Raw genomic sequence first — 18754 nt, 5'->3', positions numbered from 1 at the left:
GCCGGGACAGGGCCTGTGTCGCGCGCTGAGGATCGGTGCTGGTCACGGGGTCACCAGGTCGCGGGGCCGTCGGTGGGCTCGTCCCTGGGCCTGCCCGGGGCCACGGCTGCGACGTGGCGGGACGGGCGGAGCCGGACCTGATGCGGTGGATCAATGTCGTCGTCGGCTCATGCGGCCGAGGCTACGCCTGGGTGTAGTCCTTGAGCTTCGCCGTTTCGAGGGTGATGTTGACGGGGGAGGGGAGGCGGACGGTGTCGCCGTAGAAGTAGGTCCGCACCAGCCGGTAGATGCCCTCCTCCGGCTCGCTGTGGACGACGAGGGTGTCGGAGTCGCGGTCGATGAGAAGGTAGACGGGGATACTCGCCGCTGCGTAGCCGTCGCGCTTGTCGACGCGGTCGCGGCGGCCGGTGTCGGAGTCGTATGAGGTGACCTCGACGGTCATGAGGACGCCGTCCGGATCTGCCCACTCGCCCGGCTGAGTGATGAAATGGTCTATTGGGGCGAGCGCACCGTCCGCCCTGGCACGGCCTGCCCGGTACGTCTTCACCGTCAGGCCCTGTTCCGGATAGAGCGCCAGCTCAGGGCGCTGCTGCATGCACTGCCGCAGCAACCACATGACGATGGCTCCGTGAGGCATGTCCGGCACGGGCTTGACCTCTAGCTTTCCGTTAATGAGTTCGAGCCGCACCGTCTCCGGGGCCTTCCTCGCCAGTTCCTCGAAGTCCTCGACGGAGATCGGGCCGGGCTTGACCACCAGCCGTCCGTTGACGATCCCGAGCTTGACGCCCTCAGGGGCGTTGTCTGCCAGTTCCTCGAAGTCCTCGACGGAGATCTCGGGGTTGTCGGCGCTGATGCGGGTCATGGCGTCGCCTCCTCCCCTCCATCGTGCCCCGTGGCGGGGCCGGGTGAGCGGCACTGTCATGTCTGTGTCCTTGTCGTCTCGGGCTTGCGGGTCGCCGCCGCGCGGGCCTCGGCGGCGTGGGCGCGGACGCGGGCGGCGGGGAGAGCCGGTGGTGCGGGCGGCGCCGCCCCGCGGCAGCGGGCGCAGGCACCGTCCACGAGGGCGTGGGACGGCCCCGGCGCGCCGCACTTGCCGCATTCGAGGACGCGGATCGGCGGCGGGACACGGACGGGCTCCGGCGGGAGCTTGTCGGTCAGGCGGCGGCGGGCGAGGGCGGCGGGGGCGTGTACGGGGGACGGCAGCCCGGCCGTCAGCGCATGCGTGATCCGGCGGGCGTCCGAACCGCGCGCGAACCACTCCTCCACCAGCGGCGCGAGCGCTTCGCACTCGGCGTGGGACAGGGACATCATGGGCTGTTCCCGGCCCAGGGCCGCCAGCAGGATGTACGCCCGCGAGCGGGTCGGCCGGCGTTTCTCGACCGGCACGTCCCCGCGCTGGAACGCCGCCCACCAGGCGTCGTCGCGCGCGGTGCGGGACCACCAGGTGCGGGTCACCCACAGGAGCGATCCCGCCTCGCTCTCCACCAGTTCGAGGCCGCGCCGCAGATGCCCGGCCTCGATGAGGCGGTTCAGGACGCGGGCGGTGGCGTACTGGCCGTAGGTGGTGTGCTTGGCCAGCGTCTTCACGGAGATGTCGCTGTTCTCGGGGAGCCTGTCGATGTACGCCGCGAGGGGCCGGTCACGCTTCGGGAGGTGGTCGAAGTCGTGGTCCGTGCGGGGGCGTTGGTCGGGCGCGGGGCGCTTGCCGTAGCCGGGGTTGGCGAGGGGGTGCGGGGCAGCACTAAGCTGGCAGTCAGCCATGGATCGAGTCTCTTTCGATCGTGATGGTCAGACCCCCGCAGGTGTTCCAGCACCTGGCGGGGGTTGTTCGTTTATCGGAACGCTAGAGCGTGATGACGCTGCGTGGCAAGTCGGTCGCGTGATGTCAACTCGACAGGGCGGGTGGGTGGGTGGGTTGCAACAGGACCCACCCCCCACATCACTGTGAAGAGCGCTCGAATCTCGGGACTTGAGCTCCGGGACCGCTGCCTCAGCCCTGCCTCAGCCCTGCTTGAGGTCCGCGACGAAGGCCGACCAGGCGGCGGCGGGGAACGCGAGGTGCGGGCCGTCGGGGTCCTTGGAGTCGCGGACGGGGACGACGCCGGGGTGGCCGTCCGCGACTTCGAGGCAGTTACCGCCGCTGCCGTCGCTGTAGGTGGACTTGCGCCAGGTGGCGACCTCCAGGCAGTCGCCACCGTCGCCGCCGCTGTAGCTGGACTTGTGCCAGAGGGCCGTTGTCAGGTCGTACTCATGGCTGCTCGTCTTCATGCGCGTAATCCTCCGCCACTGACTCGATCAGGGCCAAGGACGATTCCGGCGACAGTGCGCTGGCCCCGACGAGATCGTAGGCGAGCTGGTGGCGGGTGACCGTGGCCGGATCGTCCTCCAACTGTCCGGTGCCAGGGCCTTCGAGATAGGCGAGCGGGGGAGCGTCCGGGAAGGACATCAGTTTGAGCGCGCCGCCCATCGACGCGTGCGCGCCCGCCGCGAACGGCAGCACTTGCACGATGATCCGGTGTCGGCGTGCCAGGTCCGCCACATGGCGCAGCGCCTCCGCCATCACCGCCGGGCTGCCCACCTCCCGCCGCAGCACTGCCTCGTCGAACACCGCCCACAACAACGGCGTTGTTGGATCGGTCAGCAGTCGCGCGCGGTCGAGCCTCGCCTCCACCAGCTCGTCGATCACTTCCTGGGGAGCCGTCGGGTGGTACGCGCGGAACACGGCCCGTGCGTACGCCTCCGTCTGGAGCAGGCCGGGGATCAGGAGCGGCGCGTACTCCTTGATGGTCTCCGCCGCCGCTTCCGCCTCCGCCGCCTCGGCGAAGTGGTCCGGGTAGCGGGACTTGTTGGACACCTCACAGTTGCGGGTGAAGAAGTCGTCCGTGCCCAGGACCTCGTCCAGGCGGGCCGCGTGCTCGGGGAGGATGCGGCGCGTGCCGGCCTCCATCTGGCCGATGTACGAGCCGCTGACGAACAGAGGCTCGCCCAACTCGTCCTGTGTGAGACCGGCCTTTATGCGGGCGTGGCGCAGCTCCGCGCCGAGCAGGGCGCGTGGTGAAGTCGACGGGTCGAGGTCCTTGGGTCCGGGCATGGGGCAACTCCCTGATCGACAGGTCGCGTTGTTGGGCCGCCGTCCCTTCCCAGGCTAGCCAGCATCCGTGCACGCTGGGTGAGGAATCGGAACACTGCGTACTGGAGGTGCGGAGGGCATGACGGTGGTGCGATCGGCCGAGCGGCTGCGGGCGGCCGAAGAGGTGGTGGACCGGCTCAAGTCGGGGCTGGACGTGGTGGCGGTGACGCTGCCTTCGCTGCGGGTCGATGTGGTGTCGCTGGCGAGCGAGGCGCCGTATCCGCTGGTCGAACTGGGGCGCTGCAACCTGGACACGGCGCTGCGGCTGGCGGCCGTGCTGCAAGGGCTGGAGAAGTGAGCGCGCCGGGCGACGGCGGGTACGTCGTCGACGTCCGGGACGGGCGGGTCGGGACCGTGATGGGGCAGGTCGGCACGTATGTGCAACTGCGGCCGCCGGGCGGTGGCCTGGAGTGGGACTGCCCGCCCGGGGACGTACGGCCGGCGACGCCGGGGGAGGTGCTGCGGGCACGCGTGCGGGAGGTGAACGCGCAGGCACGGCTGCCCTGACGGGTCCTGCGGAGTGCCCGGCCGTCCGGCGGCGGACGGCTCGCAGGTTCTCGTGACCAGGATCGTGTCGGCCATTGCCCGGCCCGCGGCGTGGAAGTGTTCTTCAAGGTGCTGCCCGCCGAGGCCCCCTGAGCGTGGGCCCTCAACGGCTACTTACGGCCAAGTGCCGGTGGAGCGACGGCATTGGCGAGGCGGACGGGGGGAAGGCCCTCCCCCGACGGGCCGGATACGGCTCGCCGCGCGGACGGAAGCAGGGGGAGCGACATGTCATTGACAAGAGGACGCGGCGGGCCATGGGCTCTGGCCGCGTCCGTGCTGACGCTCGGGTTGTTACTGGGCACGGGCGGCGGCCCCGCGGAGGCGTCCGCCGGGACGCGGACGCAGCCGGCGGCCCGCGCCCAGAAGCTCACGGCTGAGAGGGAGCGCGAACCCGCGCCGTCCGGCGCATCGATGACACGGATCGAAGGCGACTGGTACCGCGACCCCATCGGTCACCGGTCGTACGTGCACCGGCAGGCGGTGTGGGGCCACCGGTCGCAGCTCGAGGGTGGCAAGAACCGGCAGCGGATCGACGGGTCGCGGAACGTCGCGATCGGGTTCGTGGACATCACGGGCCTCGATGACGTGGACACCCGGGGCCTGGAGGTGGTGGAGACCGCCGCGCTGAAACACGACGACCCGGCGCTGTACGAGCAGTTACGTATGGGCGAGCGCCCCGAGATCAAGAAGTTCGTCGTCGTCCCGCACGCCAATGAGGCCTCGGCGGGCGTGGACGGCAACCACTCCGAACTGCGCATCCTCGTCTGGGACCTGGCCCTCCTGAGCCGGGACGCGCGCAAACCGGTGCCCGAGAAGCGGCTCTTCGTGATCTACAGCGACCGGTCGCCGTGCAAGGAGCAGTGCGCCGGCAGGATCCCGGCCACCACCGACGTCATCTACGCCGTCGTGGACGGCAAGGGCTCGGCCGACAAGCTGAACGACCTGATCAACAGCGCCAAGGCGAGTGCCCGCGCCGAGGAGGCCACCGTGGCGCCGGAGGTGACGGCACAGAAGCAGCTGAGCAAGCAGCGCAAGGCGGCGGAGCAGCAGCGGATGCTGCAGATGAGGAAGGAGAACCAGTTCTTCCGTAACCCCCGCTCCGCCAAACCGTGCGACGGCCAGGCCCTCGGCCTCCGCGCCCAGCTGACGACCGTGGCGGCGCCGGCCGCTCCGCGCAAGGCGCGACCGGCGGCCGACCCGTGCGGGGAGGGCGACACCGAAGAGGGCACCTCGGGCGGCCTGACCCGAGCGTTGACGCAGCCCGTGCCCCAGGCGCCCGGCGGGATCGACTTCTCGTCCCTGCAGCTGCGCTATCTCTCCGACCCCGGCGACGGCAGTGGCCTGCAGTACGCCTTCCAGGCACCCCTCGCCGCCAACGGCGGCAGCTCTCCGGGGACGGGCCTCGACGCCGCCGAGGGCAGCTCCGACGCGTTCTTCGTCTGGCTCTCACTCGACCCGTCGGCCTTCTGGGTCAACCTCAATCCCAACGAGCCGGACCGCATCGTCGACGACCGGCTCGGCCGTACGGACGCCGGACGTGTCCTGCTCGAGGCCGATCTGCGGATGAAGAAGACGATCGGCAAGCTCATCCACCCCCACTCCGCACGCGGCCGGACGTTCTGGGACGGCATCCGGGGGGACTGCATGTCCTACCGGACATGGATCCTGCCCGCACCCGCATCGGTCCGCCAGGACGGCGACGAGCTCTACATCCTCGACGCGCCCCTCGACGTCAAGATGGAGACCCAGTACCTGAAGCAGCGGGGCGAGTCCGCCACCGGTACGTGCCCCCGGCTGGACAAGGCCACCGAGGACCACAACGAGCAGAACTTCCGCAGCCTGATCCTTCCCGAGCTCAAGAAGGCGATCAACACCGCGCCCGAGTACGCCGAGCTGCGCCGCGTCTATCTCGCCCGGGTCGCCGCCCAGTGGTATCGCGACCTGAGCCGCAGCAAGGACACCACCTACGGTGACCTCATCGACACGGGCGACATCGACAACTGGCGGAGCGACGGCCGCTGGAAGCCCACCGACACCTTCGACCGGTTCGTCGAGTCGTACACCAAGGGCGAGTTCAAGGTCACCGACAAGACCACCGAAGGTGGGACCACCTACGTACGCAGCTATGTCTACGGTGGTGTCGACTTCACCAGAATCCCCGTCACGAACGTCTCCGGCGACCGTTTCACGGCGGACTTCGCGAACCTCCCCGAGAAGATCAACCGCTCGCTGGGCGCGCCGTCCGCCGACGGCCACGGAGCGATCTGGCTCGGCGCGCCCACACCGCGTCAGGCAGCCGACCTCGGACCGGAACCGCAGGCGCCCGCGCAGCGCGGGGCAGCCGGCCCCGGTCCGCGGGAAGAGCCCCTGACCGCCGGTGCGTGGGCCTTGCGGTTGCTGCCCGTGGTCCTGGTCGCAGCAGGCCTGCTGCTCTGGTGGAGACGCCGCCGTCTGGATGCCGCCGCCACGGCTGGGCTTCGGCGAAGCGCCGCGGCTCCCGCAGCACGGGACGGGTCTGCCGGCAGACGCCGTCCCGACAATCACTTCTGACCGGCTCCCTCACCTGACAGGGCGGGCGTCCCGTGGTCGCCCGCCCTGCCCGCCACGTGCGCGGGCGGGGGGTGCCGCGCCCGGGCGAGTCCACAGCCGCCGGTGCTTCAGCGCGGACCGTCGTGCACGTTGTGCTGCTGGAGTTCGACCGCGAACCGTGCGGCGGTGACGAAGTCCCGATCGTCATGCAGCACGATGAAACCGTGGTGAGCGGCTGTTGCGCAGATCTGGAGATCGACCGCCGAGAGCGCCTGGTGTGCTCCTTTCCCGGCGGCGCGTGCCTGGAGACCCCCGGCCCAGTGCGCGGCGCTCTTCGGTACCGGGACGTCCTCGTACAGCTCGGCGAACATGGTGCTGTACATCTCGTACTCCTTCGAGTCCCGCGCCGACCGCAGGAACTCCACGCGCTGTGGGTAGCACGACCGGATGCTGCCCTCCAGGACGGTCTCCTGCCAGGTCGTGTGCAGAGACCTGTCACGCAGCATCCGCCACAGCGCGGACGAGTCGAGCAAGTAGGTGTTCACCGGCCGAAGGACTCCTTGTCGGTCCGGTGGGCGGCCTCGGCGCCCTCGATGTCCCAGTCCTGGGCGAGCTCGAAGTACTTCTCGTACGCAGCAGCACGCAGCAGTCGCTTGTTGTACTCCTCCAGCGCCTTTGCGACGGCGGCGGTCTTGGTGCGGTGCCCGCCGAGGCGCTTGGCGGTCTCCAGGGCGTCGTCGTCGATGTCGATGTGTGTCAGAGCCATCCGGACTCCAATCTGTACATGATGTGCCGCCAAGTGTGCTCGCGCATGTACATAAATGCAAGAGCTCGCAGACCGCACGCCGAGGCCGAACGAGCCGGAGTGCCGAGAGCGGGCGGCCCTGCTCGTCGCCTGCTGTCGCCCGGCCTGCCGTCCGCGAGCGGGGGCGGACGTCCTTTCAACGCCTGGGCAGCGGGTCCGTCACGGGGAGCGGTGTGCCCGCGGCCGGGGCGGGTAGGGCGGACGCAGGGGCGGGCTTCGCCCGGCGGGTCCACAGCAGCGCGCCGAGCAGCAGAGCGGTCGCGCCCACCAGCCACGGCAGCGGGCCGATCGGCAGCGAGCCGGCGACCAGGCCCACGAGCGCGCCGACGGACTGGAGGGCGAGGGACTTCACGGAGAGGGCCGTCGCGCGGACCGAGCTGTCGACACGGTGGTGGAGCAGTTCGTTCTCGTTCGGTCCCGCCGAGCCGAGACCGAGGTAGACGAGCGCGTATCCGGCGGCGGCGAGGGCCAGGGCGACGGGGCCGTTCCACGCGGCCGTCACGCCGAGCAGCGTCAGCCCGCCCGCGCTGACGCCGAGGCTCGCCAGTACGGCGTGCTCGCTGCTGCCCGTCAGCCGCGCGGTCAGGGGCGCGCAGTGGCTGCCGACCGCCGTGCAGACGAAGCCCGCGCAGGCGAGGGCGGCGAAGAGCACGGCGCCTGACTCGGCCGCCCCGGTCAGCCGGGCCGCGCGCCCCGGGGTGAGCAGTTCGATGGTGGCCAGCGCCGCGCCGGCCGCGCCCGTCGTCAGCAGGACCCGGCGGATCAGCGCGTCCCCGGCCCCCAGGCGCAGCCCGCCCGCCATCGTGGCCGGGACGCCGCGGAGCACCGAGCGCAGGGTCGCCGGAGGCCGGGGCGGCTCGGGCAGGGCGGTGAGTACGCATACGACGTATCCCACGCCGACGGCGGCACCGAGCAGCGCGGGGACCGACAGCGGCAGCACCAGGCCGCCGGTGGCCGCGCTCAGCCGTGCGTCACCTGCCTCCGGCGCGAGTTGCGCCGCCGCAGAAACCGGCGCTTGTCGTCGCCTCGGGACTCGCTCTCGGGCGGGCGAGGCACTGGCGCCGGCGAGGCCGGGAAGGAGGGGCGGGCGCCGGCGGGGGCGGGCGGTGGGCCGGGGTCAGGTGTCGGTGGGGTTGGAGTCGGCCGGCCGGTCCAGGAGGGCGGCGCGGAGGTGGCCGGAGGTCCGCGACAGGAGCGTCGAAGCGGTCGCCGCGTCGACGCCGCCCAGGATCACCAGGATGGCGTTCTTCACCTCGCCGTCCGTCGCCGCCAGTGCCGCCTCGATCTCCTCGTCCGGCGCCTCCGTCGCCAGTGCCACGATCCGCCTCGAGCGGGCGCGCAGCTTGTCGTTGGAGGCGCGGACGTCGACCATCAGGTTTCCGTACGTCTTGCCGAGCCTGATCATCGTGATCGTCGAGATCATGTTGAGCACCAGCTTCTGTGCCGTGCCCGCCTTCAACCGCGTGGAGCCGGTGAGCAGTTCGGGGCCGGTCACGACCTCGATCCCGTGGTTCGCCGCCGTGGCGAGCTCGCTGTGCGCGTTGCAGGACAGGCCGATGGTGAGCGCGCCCAGCGCCCGGGCGTGTTCCACCGCGCCGATGGCGTACGGGGTCCGGCCCGAGGCGGAGACGCCGACCACCGTGTCGTCCGCGGTGAGCTTCAGCCCGTCCAGGTCCGCGGCGGCCATTTCCTTGCTGTCCTCCGCGCCTTCGACGGCCTTGACCATGGCGGTCGGCCCGCCGGCGATCAGGCCCAGGACCTCCGACGGGTCGGTGTTGAAGGTGGGCGGGCACTCGCTGGCGTCAAGGACCCCCAGACGCCCGGCCGTGCCCGCGCCCGCGTAGACGAGCCGGCCGCCGCGGGCCATGCGCTCCGCGGTGTCGTCGATCGCGGCGGCGATGGCCGGGAGCTGCGCGGCCACGGCGGCGGGCACGCTCGTGTCCTCGCCGTTCATGAGCCGGGCGATCTCGAGTGTCGGCAGCCGGTCGATGTCGGCGAGCTCGGGGCGGAAGGCCTCGGTGGTGAGAGCGGCGAGCTGGGCGTGGAGTTCACCGTAGGTGGAGGTCATGAAAGGCGGCTCGGCTTTCTCGGTGCGTGAGGAGCTCGGTTCAGCGGGTGCGGGCGGTGTGGCGGTGCGCGAGCGCTTCGTACGAGGCGGCGAGGGCAGGGGCCGCCGACTCGTACGTACGCTGGGCGACGCCGATGAACAGGCAGTCGACGACGAGCAGTTGACCTGTGCGGGACGACATCGCCGCCGGGCGCAGCTCGCTCTCGCGGGCGGTCGACGTCGTCAGGACGTGGTCGGCGTACTGGGAGACCGGGCCGTCGGGGCGGCCGGTGATGGCGATGGTCGTCGCCCCGCGGTCGAACGCCACCCGCAGCGGTTCGATGACGTCCCCGGTGGAACCGGAGTGGGTGATCGCGATGGCCACGTCTCCGGAGCGCAGTTGCACGGCGTTGGTGACCGCGAGGTGGGGATCGGCGTGCGCATGTGCGATCAGGCCGATGCGGAGCAGCTTCTGGGCGAGGTCCATGCCGACGAGCGAGGACGCGCCGACGCCGTAGATGTCGATGCGGCGGGCGGTCGACGCGGCGGCCACGGCCGCGCCGAGCTGCACGGTGTCGAGCCCGGCGGCCGTGTCGGCGAGGGTCTGCTGTTCGTCGTAGGCGAGTTTGGCGACGACGTCCGCGATGGGGTCGTCGACGGCGATGTCGGTGGTGAGGACGGGAGCGCGGCCGGACTCCTGGTGGGCGGCGAGGCCGGCGAGCGCGAGACGCAGATCGCGGTAGCCGGGGTAGCCGAGCAGTCGGGCCGTGCGGACCACGGTGGCCTCGCTGGTGCCGGTGAGCTCGGCGAGGCCGGTGACCGTGAGGGCGGCGCAGCCTGCCGGATCGTCGGCGACGGCTTCGGCGACCCGCTGCATGGAGCGGGTCATGGACGGCGAGAGCGTGCGGACCTTGGCCGCGAGAGCGGCAGGGGCGGGAGCGTCGCCGCTGAAAATTTCCTTCACTGGATTGGTCACATATGAAAGATATTTTCGTGTTTCGGGTGGCGTCAAGACCCGGAGACAATGGGGCTATGGACGACGACTCGATACCGCTGGAGCGGGCACTGCACGCGGCACGCGCCCTGGTCCTCGCGGATCTGGCGGCCCGGGACGTGGCGGACGCCGGTGTCGTCTCCCTGGTCGAGGAAGCGGTCGCCCACCGCCGTTGGTGGGTCGAGCAGTGGCCCGAGGGCGTCGAGTACGTCGCGGGTCTGGTCGCCCAGGACGTCCAGGACGCCCTGCTGGACCGGCACGGCCGCTGGCCGCTGTGCCCGGTCTGCGACGCCGGCGACCCGCACGCGCTGGAGGTCGAGCCGGAGCTGGGGCCCGATCCGCACTGGGTGTGCGGCAAGGCGGGCGTGGTCGTGGCCGCCGTGGGCGGCCTTCAGTGACGGTCTACATCGATCCGCCGACCTGGCCGGGGCACGGCCAGATGTGGTCGCACCTCGTCAGCGACGTGTCGTTCGAGGAACTGCACGCCTTCGCGGCGAGGATCGGCTGCCCGTCGCGCGCTTTCGAACGGGACCACTACGACGTGCCCTCCCACCGCTACGCGGACGCCGTGGCCGCGGGCGCGGTGGAGATCTCGAGCCGCGAGGTGGTCAGGCTTCTGACAGCGACCGGGCTGCGCAGGCGGAAGGGCCGCCCGGCCTGAGCGCCGTCAGGCGATGAACTCCGAGGTGTCCAGCTCGCCGTCGAACGGCTCCGGCAGCGGGATCGGCTCGCCGAAAGGCCTGCGCAGCCCGGTGCGGTACTTGCCCTCGTGCGGGTCGGAGAAGAGCGTGACCGTGGGTCCGGCCTCGTCGAACCGGTCGATCAGCAGATACAGCGGAACGTCACCGGCGGCGTAGGAGTGCAGCTTCGCCGACCGGTCGTGCGAGGCGTTGCCGCGTGAGGTGATCTCCACGGCGAGTGCCGCCTCGCCCGCCGCGAGACAGGCCCCGTCGGGGCGCTGTCCTACGATGCGGCCAGCAGTTCCAGCTCGACCGTCAGGTTGTGGCGGGCGGCCGCTTCCCACTCGCGCGCCCCGTGGGGGGTGCGGAAGAGCCGCGGCAGCCGCAGCAGCTGTCGCAGCACCGCGGCGCGCCCGTCCCGGAACGCCGCTTCGGGCACGAAGGCGTACTCCTCCCGCACGGCGGCCGCATACGCGGCGTACGCCTCCGGGTTCGCCGCCAGGATCGCCAGGTCGGCGTCGCACAGCACCTCGCCGTTGCCGTCCGAGTCCGCCGGGTCGTGGGTGACGGTGAGACGCACGAGGCGGGCGACCTCTGCGGTGGCCTCGGCGCCCAGCCCCGCCTCGGGCAGCGCGCGCTCGGCGATCCGGGCGGAGCGCTCCTCGTTCTCGGAACGGTCCGGCAGATAGACGGCGTCGTGGAACCAGGCGGCGAGCCGGACGAGGTCCGGGTCCTGCGCGTACTGCTCGAGCTCGTCGATCCGGTCCAGTACGGCGACGAGGTGGGCGGTGGTGTGGTACCGCCGCTGCGGCTCCGCCCAGCGGGCGAGCAGGTTGTCGGCGTACGGCAGCGGGTCCGGGCCACCCGCCCCTGCACCGGCCCCCAGGAGCGCCTGGGCCCAGCGGGCGCGGAGGTCGGCGGTGCGGTCGGTCATGGGGCGACTCTAGACGTGCGGCGGCCGCCCCGACCCTGATGGGATGCTGTTGGCTGATTCGCCCCGTCGGGTTTGTTGGCTGTGTAGGTGAGTTTCGGGCTCTGACACACATTCCGTGAAGACGACCAGCGAACCGCCGCTGTGTCCCGCGGTGTGACCTGAGGTCTGCTGGCCTGACGTCTATCGGCCCCGCGGTGTGGCCGTGGCCACCGCCGCGTTCAGCGCCGTGTTTGCAGTTGCCGGATCCAAACGACCAGCGCCGCGACCAGCAGTCCGGCGACTACTGGACCGCCCACGAGGATGGCCATGCCACCCCCGATGTTCGCGCCCATGCTGCCGGCGGTGACCACCCGCCCTGCTGCCCCGGTGATCAGCCCGGCCGCCACCAGGGGCAGCAGGACTGGCCACCAGCGCCGTTCAAAGGTGCCTCCGCGCGATGCATGTACCAGGACGGCCCCGCTGACGACCGCCAGTACCAGGCAGACGACACCAAGCGTGGTCTCCACGCCCGCTGCGATGCCCGGTGGCTCGATGATGTAGCTGAGTTCAGACCGCGGACCCGGCTCATCCAGCTGTCCTATCAGACCCCATGCAGCGACCGGCACGGCCGCGACCAAAACCGTGGAAGCTGCTGCGTGCAATGTTTGCGTTCTCATGCGGGCATCGTGGCCGCGCCCGGACTCGGCTGTCATGAGTACGCGTACCTATGAGACAGAGTGTGCTCATCGCATGGTTTCAGCAGGGGAGGGACACCGAGGCGTGCACGCCGGCCAGCAGGCGCATCCCGTCCCGGCCGGTCTGCTCTGCCCTTCGGGAACGCCGCCCGAGCCACCCGCACCGTCTCCGCGGGGATCTCCCCATCCCCGGCCGGACGCATCGACATCTACACCCACCCCACACGACAACGTCGGTCTCCAAGACCACAACCGGGTCTTGGAGACCGACGTCACGCAGGCCCCGAATTCGCCAACAGCATCCCTGATGGGTAGGGGCGGCGCACGTACCCGCTTCGGCTCAGGCGGCCTTGAAGCCGCGCAGGCGCAAACTGTTGCCGACGACGAAGACGGACGAGAAGGCCATGGCCGCGCCCGCGATCATCGGGTTGAGGAGGCCGGCGGCGGCGAGGGGGAGGGCTGCGACGTTGTAGGCGAAGGCCCAGAAGAGGTTCGAGCGGATGGTGCCGAGGGTCCTGCGGGAGAGGCGGATGGCGTCGGCGGCCGCGTTGAGGTCGCCGCGTACGAGGGTGAGGTCGCCGGCCTCGATGGCGGCGTCGGTGCCGGTGCCCATAGCCAGGCCCAGGTCGGCCTGGGCGAGTGCGGCGGCGTCGTTCACGCCGTCGCCGACCATGGCGACGCTGCGGCCCTCGGCCTGGAGCTTCTTGACGACGTCGACCTTGTCCTCGGGCGTGACCTCCGCGATCACCTCGTCGATGCCGACCTCAGCGGCCACGCTCCGGGCGACGGTCTCGTTGTCGCCGGTGAGCAGGATGGGCGTCAGGCCCAGCGCGCGCAGCCGGCGGACGGCTTCGCGACTGGTCTCCTTGACGGTGTCGGCGACCTCGACGACGGCGCGGGCCTCGCCGTCCCAGGCGACGGCGATCGCGGTACGGCCGGCGGCCTCCGCCTCGCCCATGGCCCGGGCGAGGTCGGCGGGCAGTTCCATGGCCCTCCCCCATGGCCCTTCGGGCATGGGAGGTCCCCCCACCCGCAGCAGCTTCTCGCGGCCGACGAGGACCGCGTGGCCCTCGACGACGCCCTGGACGCCGAGCCCGGGGATGCCGGCGAAGTCCTCGGGTGTGGGCAGCGTGCCGACCCTCTCCGCGGCACCGGTGGCGACGGCCTGGGCGATGGGGTGCTCGGAGGCGTGCTCCAACGCGCCGGCCAGCCGCAGCACTTCGGTCTCGGTGGTGGTGGCCGCGGTGTGGACGGCGAGGAGCGTCATCCGGCCGGTGGTGACGGTGCCGGTCTTGTCGAGGACGATCGTGTCGACCTTGCGGGTGGTCTCCAGGACCTCCGGGCCCTTGATCAGAATGCCGAGCTGGGCGCCGCGGCCGGTGCCGACCATCAGCGCGGTCGGGGTGGCGAGGCCCAGAGCGCAGGGGCAGGCGATGATCAGGACGGCGACGGCGGCGGTGAACGCGGCGGTCGGTCCGGAGCCGTTGCCGAGCCAGAAGCCGAGCGTGCCGAGGGCGAGCGCGATGACAACGGGGACGAAGACGGCGGAGATCTTGTCGGCGAGCCGCTGGGCGGCGGCCTTGCCGTTCTGCGCGTCCTCCACCAGCCTGGCCATACGGGCCAGTTGGGTGTCGGCGCCGACGCGGGTCGCCTCCACGACGAGTCGGCCGCCGGCGTTCAGCGTGGCGCCGGTGACGGTGTCGCCGACACCGACCTCGACGGGGACGGACTCGCCGGTGAGCATCGAGGCGTCCACGGCGGACGCGCCTTCGACGACCGTGCCGTCGGTGGCGATCTTCTCCCCGGGCCGGACCAGGAACCGTTCATCGACCTGCAGTTCCGCGGTGGGTATCGTCTCCTCGCGCCCGCCCCGCACCACGGTGACCTCCTTGGCGCCCAGCTCCAGGAGCGCCTTGAGCGCGGCGCCCGCCTTGCGCTTGGAGCGGGCCTCGAAGTAGCGCCCGGCCAGGATGAACGCGGTGACGCCCGCGGCGGTCTCGAGGTAGATGTTCCCGGCGCCGTCGCTGCGGGCGATCGTGAACTCGAAGGGGTGCGTCATGCCGGGGGTGCCGGCGGTGCCGAAGAACAGCGCCCACAGCGACCACAGGAACGCGGCCGACGTGCCGACCGAGATCAGGGTGTCCATCGTGGCCGCCCCGTGCCGGGCGTTGGTCCAGGCGGCACGGTGGAACGGCCAGGCCGCGTACGTGACGACCGGTGCGGCGAGGGTGAGGCTCAGCCACTGCCAGTACTCGATCTGCAGCGCGGGGGCCATGGCCATCGCGATGACGGGAACGGACAGTGCCACGGCGGTGATCAAACGCTGCCGCAGGGGCCGCAGCTCGGCCGCGTCGTCCTCGTCCCCGGCCTCGGCCCGGCCGGCGCCCTCCGTGCGCGGCGGGGCAGGCTCGTGCGCGGTGTAACCGGTGGCCTCGACCGTCGCGATCAGATCCGCGACGGCGACGTCCTCGGCGAAGGTGACCTTCGCCTTCTCCGTCGCGTAGTTGACGGTCGCCTCGACGCCGTCCATGCGGTTGAGCTTCTTCTCGATGCGCGCCGCGCAGGAGGCGCAGGTCATACCGCCGATGGCGAGTTCCACCGCACGTCCGGTGGCGGGCTGCGTCCGCGTCTGCGACATGGCTCTCCTCCTGGCAGTGGGGTATACCCTATGGGGGTATCTGGACTCCCATGTATACCCCCTGGCCGTATTGGGCGCAAGATGATGACCACATGGGCGGCTGCCGAGGCTGCTTCCGTGCGGTGCGGGTATTAGGCTGCTTATTGGACTAGACCTGTTGGGTCCTGGTCGTTCTACCGCCGACGGTGCAGCCGCCCCCTGGAGGAATGGGTCCCATGAGCAACCGTGCACTCCTTGAGGTGATCGCTCTCGACGCGCAGGACGCGGTCGCCGCCCGGTCCGGAGGTGCCGACCGGCTCGAGCTGGTCACCGACATGGCGGCGGACGGCCTGACGCCGCCCCTCGGCACGTTCACCGCGATCCGCTCGGCGGTCGACATCCCGCTGCGGGTCATGCTCCGCCTCGCCGACGGCTTCGCGGCCGGCGGCCCGGCGGACATCGACGCCCTCGTCCGGGCCGCGGAGCGACTGCGCGAGGCGGGCGCGGACGAGTTCGTCCTCGGCTTCCTGGACGACCACGGCCAGCCGGACCTGGTCATCGTGGAAAGGCTGCTCGCGGTACTGGACGGCTGCCGCTGGACGTTCCACCGCGCCATCGACAACGCGGCGGACCGGGACGCCCTGCGCAAGCAGCTCGCGGACCTGCCCGGCCTCGACACGTACCTGACCGCGGGCTCCGGGTCCGGCGTCGACGCCGGCATGCCGACGCTTCTCGCGGAGGCGGCGAGGCAGGGCGAACCGGGCTACGAGCCCCTGATCCTGGTCGGCGGCGGCCTCCGCCTGGACCACGTCCCGCGCCTGAGGGCGGCGGGCGTGACGGGCTTCCACATCGGCGGCGCGGCGCGCCCGCAGGGCTGGGCGGCACCGGTGTCACCGGGTGCGGTCCGCGAATGGCGCGAGGCGCTGGACGGGTAGTCCGGTTCGGGGTCGGCCCGAGCGCGCGGGCGTCAGGCGAGTTCGGGCAGCAGCCCGGGTCCCGTATGCGCGGGGTGTCGGCCGCATTCGGGCGGCGGGCCGGTTCGCTGCCGGGTCCGAGCGCGCGGGCGTCGGCCGAGTTCCGGGGTCGGCCCGGGTCTCGAGCGCGGCGTCGCCGATTTTCGGCGGCTGCGCGGCCCGGCCCGAGCGCGCGGGCCGTCAGGCGAGTTCCGGTGGCAGCGGGTCCGCGTGCAGGACCGTCAGGCCCGAGACCGCCCTCGTCAGGGCCACGTACAGGCGGCGCAGGCCGGTGCGGAGGTCAGGTTCGGACGCGATGATCGTGGCGGGTTCGTCGAGGACCACGTAGTCGTACTCGAGGCCCTTGGCCAGCGACGCCGGGACCAGGGTGAGCCGGGACTCGGCCGTCGTCTCCTCGCCGGGGGACAGATGGGGCAGGCCGGCGACGGTGAGGGCCGCCGCGAGGCCAGGGATGCGGGAGTCCGCCGCGATCAGGCCGATCGAGCCCTCGTTGCCCAGAGCCTCCGTGCACGCGGCGACGATGTCCGCGTCGAGATCCGTGGCCCCCCGGACGGCACGGACGGAGAGGGAGCCTGGGGTCTCGCGGACCGAGGAGACCGCCGCGAGGCCGGGGGACATGTGCGGCAGCAGGCGGGACGCGTAGGCGATCACCTCGCGCGGGACACGGAAGCCCGCGGTGAGTTCCTCCACAGCCGTGTCGGGCTTGCCGAGGTGGGACAGGGCTTCGGCCCACGATCCCGTCGCCCACGGGGTCGTGCCCTGGGCCAGGTCGCCGAGGACCGTGGCCGAGCCCGTGGAGCAGCGGCGGCCGACGGCGCGGTACTGCATCGGGGACAGGTCCTGGGCCTCGTCGAGGACGACATGGCCCAGGGACTGCGTGCGCTGCACAAGATCCGTGGCCTCGTCGATCAACACGGCGTCGGCGGCGGACCACTTGGCGGACTTCGCGCTGCGGGGCGGCTTGCCGAACAGGATCGTGCTCTGTTCCTCGGATGTGAGGATGCCGTCGGCGTGCGCCGCGAGGAACTCCGCGTCGGACAGCAGGCGCAGCACGAGTTTCGCCGGGTCGACCGGCGGCCAGATCGCCTTCACCGCGGCCTTGACGGCGGTGTTGCGGGCCACCGAGTCCTGGACGCGGTCGTCGGGGGCCTCGCCGGCCTGTTCCATGCGGACGAGCACGGTGTGCGCGATCCGCTGCGGCAGGGCCTCGCGGGCGGCGCCGTAGCGGATGTCGCGGTCGAGCAACTGTCGGACGATCTCCTCGAGTTCGTACGCGGGGACCCGCCAGCGCCGCGATCCGCGCACGACGACCACCGGCTCGGCCGGCATCGTGACATGGGAGCGGACCGCCCGCCGCAGCACCTCCGCCATCCTTGCGTCGCCCTTGACGACGGCCGCGGCGGCGGTGTCCTCGCCGCGTACGTCCACATGGGCGACGAGATCGTCCACCGTGGACTGCCTGACCTCCAACTCGCCGAGTGCGGGGAGGACTTGCTCGATGTAGTGGAGGAAGGAACGGTTCGGCCCGATGACCAGGGTGCCCGTACGGGCCAGCCGTTCCCGGTGGGCGTACAGCAGGTACGCGACCCGGTGCAGGCCGACGGCGGTCTTGCCGGTGCCGGGGCCGCCCTGCACGCACACCGTGCCGGACAGGCCGCTGCGCACGATCTCGTCCTGCTCCGGCTGGATCGTCGCGACGATGTCGCGCATCGGGCCCACGCGCGGGCGCTCGATCTCCGCCTGGAGCAGTTTCGACGTCTGCTCGGCCTCCGACGGGTCCGTGAGGTGCTCGTCCTCGTACGCTGTGAGGTCCCCGCCGGTGTAGCCGAAGCGCCGGCGCAGGCCGACGTCCTGCGGGTCCTTGCGGGAGGCCCGGTAGAAGGGCTGGGAGACCGGGGCGCGCCAGTCGATCACCATGGGGTCGCCCTGGGCGTCGTGGACGTGCCGGCGGCCGATGTACAGCTGCGTCTCATGCGCCTCCGGCGCGGGGCGCCGGCCCTCCTGGGCGGTGGGCAGGTAGTCGAGCCGGCCGAAGAAGAGCGGGGTGTGGGCGAGGTCCGCGAGCGCCTCGATGCGCTGCTCGATCTGCGCCTGGAGGACCGCGGCGTTGACCCAGTTCGCGGTGACGTCCTTGATGTCGAGGGACTGGACGTCCTCCCGCATCGCGCGCAGCGCGGACCGGGACGCGGCGAGGTGCGCCCGCTCACGGGCGAGCGGGTCGCCGCCGTCCGGGCCGCGGGGGGCGGACACGGCGGCCCCGGTGGATACAGCGGATACGGCGGATCCGGCGGATACGTCGGGTACAGGGGCGTGCGCGGGCACGGGTGGCCTCCGGCTGAGCTGCGTGATCACGACATGGCGGACCGGCCGGTTTCCGTCCGGGCGGCGGCGCTCCTCGGGGGAGGCGGGGGAAGGCCCCGCGGTCCGGCCCCGGGGCAAGCCCGCGATTCTAGTGGGGCTCCGGACCGGGGGCGAACGGTTTTTTCCCGCGAGGGTGCCATCCCCGTCCCCGCGCGGTCATCCCCGTAGGGGATGCACTCTGCCTGGAGTAGTACGCGAGGGGTCGCGGGGTTCAGCCCATGGCCCGATGCTCCGGCCGGGTGAATTGCCGCACCATGGAGACATGACCTCAGCGACCCTCATACCAGGAACCCACCCCGCTCACGGAGCCACGGCGAGCGGCGCCGGAGACCTCCCGCACCGCCCCGTCGGCAACGCCCTGCGCGCGGTCAAGGTCTTCGTGAGCGCCGTCTTCAGCGTCGCCGTCCTCGGCGAGTACGCCGAAGAAGCCGGCGTCCGCCGCCGCTGAGCGCGGCGGCGGCGC

General features: G+C 71.8%; 21 protein-coding genes. 7 read left to right on the top strand and 14 right to left on the bottom strand.

The features are described from left to right. Window positions 1-181: 181 nt before the first annotated feature. From ACZ4SA_RS04675 to ACZ4SA_RS04660, 4 genes are all read right to left on the bottom strand, one after another. Window positions 182-862: a Uma2 family endonuclease gene (locus ACZ4SA_RS04675; protein ID WP_468269786.1), complete on the bottom strand. Its 681-nt coding sequence runs from the start codon at window positions 860-862 to the stop codon at window positions 182-184. 56 nt (window positions 863-918) lie between these two features. Beyond that, window positions 919-1761 carry a hypothetical protein gene (locus ACZ4SA_RS04670; RefSeq protein WP_468269784.1) on the bottom strand — a complete coding sequence of 281 codons (843 nt, stop codon included), beginning with the start codon at window positions 1759-1761 and terminating at the stop codon, window positions 919-921. 240 nt (window positions 1762-2001) lie between these two features. Next, window positions 2002-2268 (bottom strand): DUF397 domain-containing protein, encoded by a 267-nt coding sequence (locus ACZ4SA_RS04665; protein ID WP_468269782.1) that lies wholly within the window; start codon window positions 2266-2268, stop codon window positions 2002-2004. Then, on the bottom strand, window positions 2249-3091 hold the full coding sequence (locus tag ACZ4SA_RS04660) for a helix-turn-helix domain-containing protein (RefSeq protein ID WP_468269780.1): 843 nt from the start codon (window positions 3089-3091) through the stop codon (window positions 2249-2251). Before ACZ4SA_RS04660 ends, ACZ4SA_RS04665 begins: the two co-directional genes overlap by 20 nt. 118 nt (window positions 3092-3209) lie before the next feature. Here ACZ4SA_RS04660 and ACZ4SA_RS04655 point away from each other — a divergent pair, with 118 nt between their 5' ends. The 3 genes from ACZ4SA_RS04655 to ACZ4SA_RS04645 all read left to right on the top strand — a co-directional run bounded on the left by ACZ4SA_RS04655 (window position 3210) and on the right by ACZ4SA_RS04645 (window position 6226). Then, window positions 3210-3428, top strand: a complete 219-nt coding sequence (locus ACZ4SA_RS04655) for a hypothetical protein (RefSeq protein WP_468269778.1) — start codon at window positions 3210-3212, stop codon at window positions 3426-3428. After that, entirely contained in the window at window positions 3425-3637 is a 213-nt protein-coding gene (locus ACZ4SA_RS04650; RefSeq protein WP_468269776.1) for a hypothetical protein, read from the top strand. The genes ACZ4SA_RS04655 and ACZ4SA_RS04650 overlap by 4 nt, the downstream gene beginning before the upstream one ends. 264 nt (window positions 3638-3901) lie before the next feature. Beyond that, complete coding sequence (locus ACZ4SA_RS04645) at window positions 3902-6226, top strand: hypothetical protein (RefSeq protein ID WP_468269774.1); 2325 nt, start codon at window positions 3902-3904, stop codon at window positions 6224-6226. Window positions 6227-6333: 107 nt separating this feature from the next. On the opposite strand, the gene ACZ4SA_RS04640 is transcribed toward ACZ4SA_RS04645, so the two are convergent. From ACZ4SA_RS04640 to ACZ4SA_RS04620, 5 genes are all read right to left on the bottom strand, one after another. Next, window positions 6334-6750 carry a PIN domain-containing protein gene (locus ACZ4SA_RS04640; protein WP_468269772.1) on the bottom strand — a complete coding sequence of 139 codons (417 nt, stop codon included), beginning with the start codon at window positions 6748-6750 and terminating at the stop codon, window positions 6334-6336. Further along, complete coding sequence (locus ACZ4SA_RS04635; RefSeq protein WP_468269770.1) at window positions 6747-6971, bottom strand: type II toxin-antitoxin system VapB family antitoxin; 225 nt, start codon at window positions 6969-6971, stop codon at window positions 6747-6749. Before ACZ4SA_RS04635 ends, ACZ4SA_RS04640 begins: the two co-directional genes overlap by 4 nt. A 175-nt stretch (window positions 6972-7146) precedes the next feature. Then, entirely contained in the window at window positions 7147-7950 is an 804-nt protein-coding gene (locus ACZ4SA_RS04630; RefSeq protein ID WP_468269768.1) for a hypothetical protein, read from the bottom strand. A gap of 177 nt (window positions 7951-8127) precedes the next feature. After that, window positions 8128-9078: an N-acetylmuramic acid 6-phosphate etherase gene (gene murQ, locus ACZ4SA_RS04625; RefSeq protein WP_468269766.1), complete on the bottom strand. Its 951-nt coding sequence runs from the start codon at window positions 9076-9078 to the stop codon at window positions 8128-8130. A 40-nt stretch (window positions 9079-9118) separates the two neighbouring features. Next, window positions 9119-10033: a MurR/RpiR family transcriptional regulator gene (locus tag ACZ4SA_RS04620; protein WP_468269764.1), complete on the bottom strand. Its 915-nt coding sequence runs from the start codon at window positions 10031-10033 to the stop codon at window positions 9119-9121. A gap of 56 nt (window positions 10034-10089) precedes the next feature. Here ACZ4SA_RS04620 and ACZ4SA_RS04615 point away from each other — a divergent pair, with 56 nt between their 5' ends. Together ACZ4SA_RS04615 and ACZ4SA_RS04610 are read left to right on the top strand one after the other, a co-directional pair. Then, a complete protein-coding gene (locus ACZ4SA_RS04615) occupies window positions 10090-10449 on the top strand; it encodes a hypothetical protein (RefSeq protein ID WP_468269762.1) in 360 nt (119 codons plus the stop codon). After that, window positions 10446-10712 (top strand): DUF4031 domain-containing protein, encoded by a 267-nt coding sequence (locus ACZ4SA_RS04610; RefSeq protein WP_468269760.1) that lies wholly within the window; start codon window positions 10446-10448, stop codon window positions 10710-10712. Before ACZ4SA_RS04615 ends, ACZ4SA_RS04610 begins: the two co-directional genes overlap by 4 nt. A 6-nt stretch (window positions 10713-10718) precedes the next feature. Here ACZ4SA_RS04610 and ACZ4SA_RS04605 read toward each other — a convergent pair whose 3' ends face one another. The 4 genes from ACZ4SA_RS04605 to ACZ4SA_RS04590 all read right to left on the bottom strand — a co-directional run bounded on the left by ACZ4SA_RS04605 (window position 10719) and on the right by ACZ4SA_RS04590 (window position 14977). Then, window positions 10719-11075: a Uma2 family endonuclease gene (locus tag ACZ4SA_RS04605; protein WP_468269758.1), complete on the bottom strand. Its 357-nt coding sequence runs from the start codon at window positions 11073-11075 to the stop codon at window positions 10719-10721. Next, the gene (locus tag ACZ4SA_RS04600; RefSeq protein WP_468269756.1) at window positions 11015-11665 is read right to left on the bottom strand and encodes an HD domain-containing protein; all 651 of its coding nucleotides are present in this window, start codon (window positions 11663-11665) and stop codon (window positions 11015-11017) included. Before ACZ4SA_RS04600 ends, ACZ4SA_RS04605 begins: the two co-directional genes overlap by 61 nt. Before the next feature lie 218 nt (window positions 11666-11883). After that, the gene (locus ACZ4SA_RS04595; RefSeq protein WP_468269754.1) at window positions 11884-12321 is read right to left on the bottom strand and encodes a hypothetical protein; all 438 of its coding nucleotides are present in this window, start codon (window positions 12319-12321) and stop codon (window positions 11884-11886) included. Between the two features lie 358 nt (window positions 12322-12679). Next, window positions 12680-14977, bottom strand: a complete 2298-nt coding sequence (locus ACZ4SA_RS04590; RefSeq protein WP_468269752.1) for a heavy metal translocating P-type ATPase — start codon at window positions 14975-14977, stop codon at window positions 12680-12682. A 215-nt stretch (window positions 14978-15192) separates the two neighbouring features. Here ACZ4SA_RS04590 and ACZ4SA_RS04585 point away from each other — a divergent pair, with 215 nt between their 5' ends. After that, window positions 15193-15891: a copper homeostasis protein CutC gene (locus tag ACZ4SA_RS04585; protein ID WP_468269750.1), complete on the top strand. Its 699-nt coding sequence runs from the start codon at window positions 15193-15195 to the stop codon at window positions 15889-15891. Window positions 15892-16110: 219 nt separating this feature from the next. On the opposite strand, the gene ACZ4SA_RS04580 is transcribed toward ACZ4SA_RS04585, so the two are convergent. Next, entirely contained in the window at window positions 16111-18180 is a 2070-nt protein-coding gene (locus ACZ4SA_RS04580) for a HelD family protein (RefSeq protein WP_468269748.1), read from the bottom strand. Window positions 18181-18553: 373 nt separating this feature from the next. Here ACZ4SA_RS04580 and ACZ4SA_RS04575 point away from each other — a divergent pair, with 373 nt between their 5' ends. After that, entirely contained in the window at window positions 18554-18739 is a 186-nt protein-coding gene (locus tag ACZ4SA_RS04575) for a hypothetical protein (protein WP_468269746.1), read from the top strand. Window positions 18740-18754: the final 15 nt, after the last annotated feature.

The sequence above is a fragment of the Streptomyces sp. NPDC027962 genome (assembly GCF_055566095.1).
The sequence above is the reverse complement of the archived record's forward strand: the minus strand, read 5'-3'. Positions and strand labels throughout refer to the sequence as shown.

Coding starts and splice junctions, on each gene's coding strand:
- ACZ4SA_RS04675 (WP_468269786.1), bottom strand. CDS start 862: ATGACCCGCATCAGCGCCGACAACCCCGAGATCTCCGTCGAGGACTTC.
- ACZ4SA_RS04670 (WP_468269784.1), bottom strand. CDS start 1,761: ATGGCTGACTGCCAGCTTAGTGCTGCCCCGCACCCCCTCGCCAACCCC.
- ACZ4SA_RS04665 (WP_468269782.1), bottom strand. CDS start 2,268: ATGAAGACGAGCAGCCATGAGTACGACCTGACAACGGCCCTCTGGCAC.
- ACZ4SA_RS04660 (WP_468269780.1), bottom strand. CDS start 3,091: ATGCCCGGACCCAAGGACCTCGACCCGTCGACTTCACCACGCGCCCTG.
- ACZ4SA_RS04655 (WP_468269778.1), top strand. CDS start 3,210: ATGACGGTGGTGCGATCGGCCGAGCGGCTGCGGGCGGCCGAAGAGGTG.
- ACZ4SA_RS04645 (WP_468269774.1), top strand. CDS start 3,902: ATGTCATTGACAAGAGGACGCGGCGGGCCATGGGCTCTGGCCGCGTCC.
- ACZ4SA_RS04635 (WP_468269770.1), bottom strand. CDS start 6,971: ATGGCTCTGACACACATCGACATCGACGACGACGCCCTGGAGACCGCC.
- murQ (WP_468269766.1), bottom strand. CDS start 9,078: ATGACCTCCACCTACGGTGAACTCCACGCCCAGCTCGCCGCTCTCACC.
- ACZ4SA_RS04615 (WP_468269762.1), top strand. CDS start 10,090: ATGGACGACGACTCGATACCGCTGGAGCGGGCACTGCACGCGGCACGC.
- ACZ4SA_RS04600 (WP_468269756.1), bottom strand. CDS start 11,665: ATGACCGACCGCACCGCCGACCTCCGCGCCCGCTGGGCCCAGGCGCTC.
- ACZ4SA_RS04595 (WP_468269754.1), bottom strand. CDS start 12,321: ATGAGAACGCAAACATTGCACGCAGCAGCTTCCACGGTTTTGGTCGCG.
- ACZ4SA_RS04590 (WP_468269752.1), bottom strand. CDS start 14,977: ATGTCGCAGACGCGGACGCAGCCCGCCACCGGACGTGCGGTGGAACTC.
- ACZ4SA_RS04585 (WP_468269750.1), top strand. CDS start 15,193: ATGAGCAACCGTGCACTCCTTGAGGTGATCGCTCTCGACGCGCAGGAC.
- ACZ4SA_RS04575 (WP_468269746.1), top strand. CDS start 18,554: ATGACCTCAGCGACCCTCATACCAGGAACCCACCCCGCTCACGGAGCC.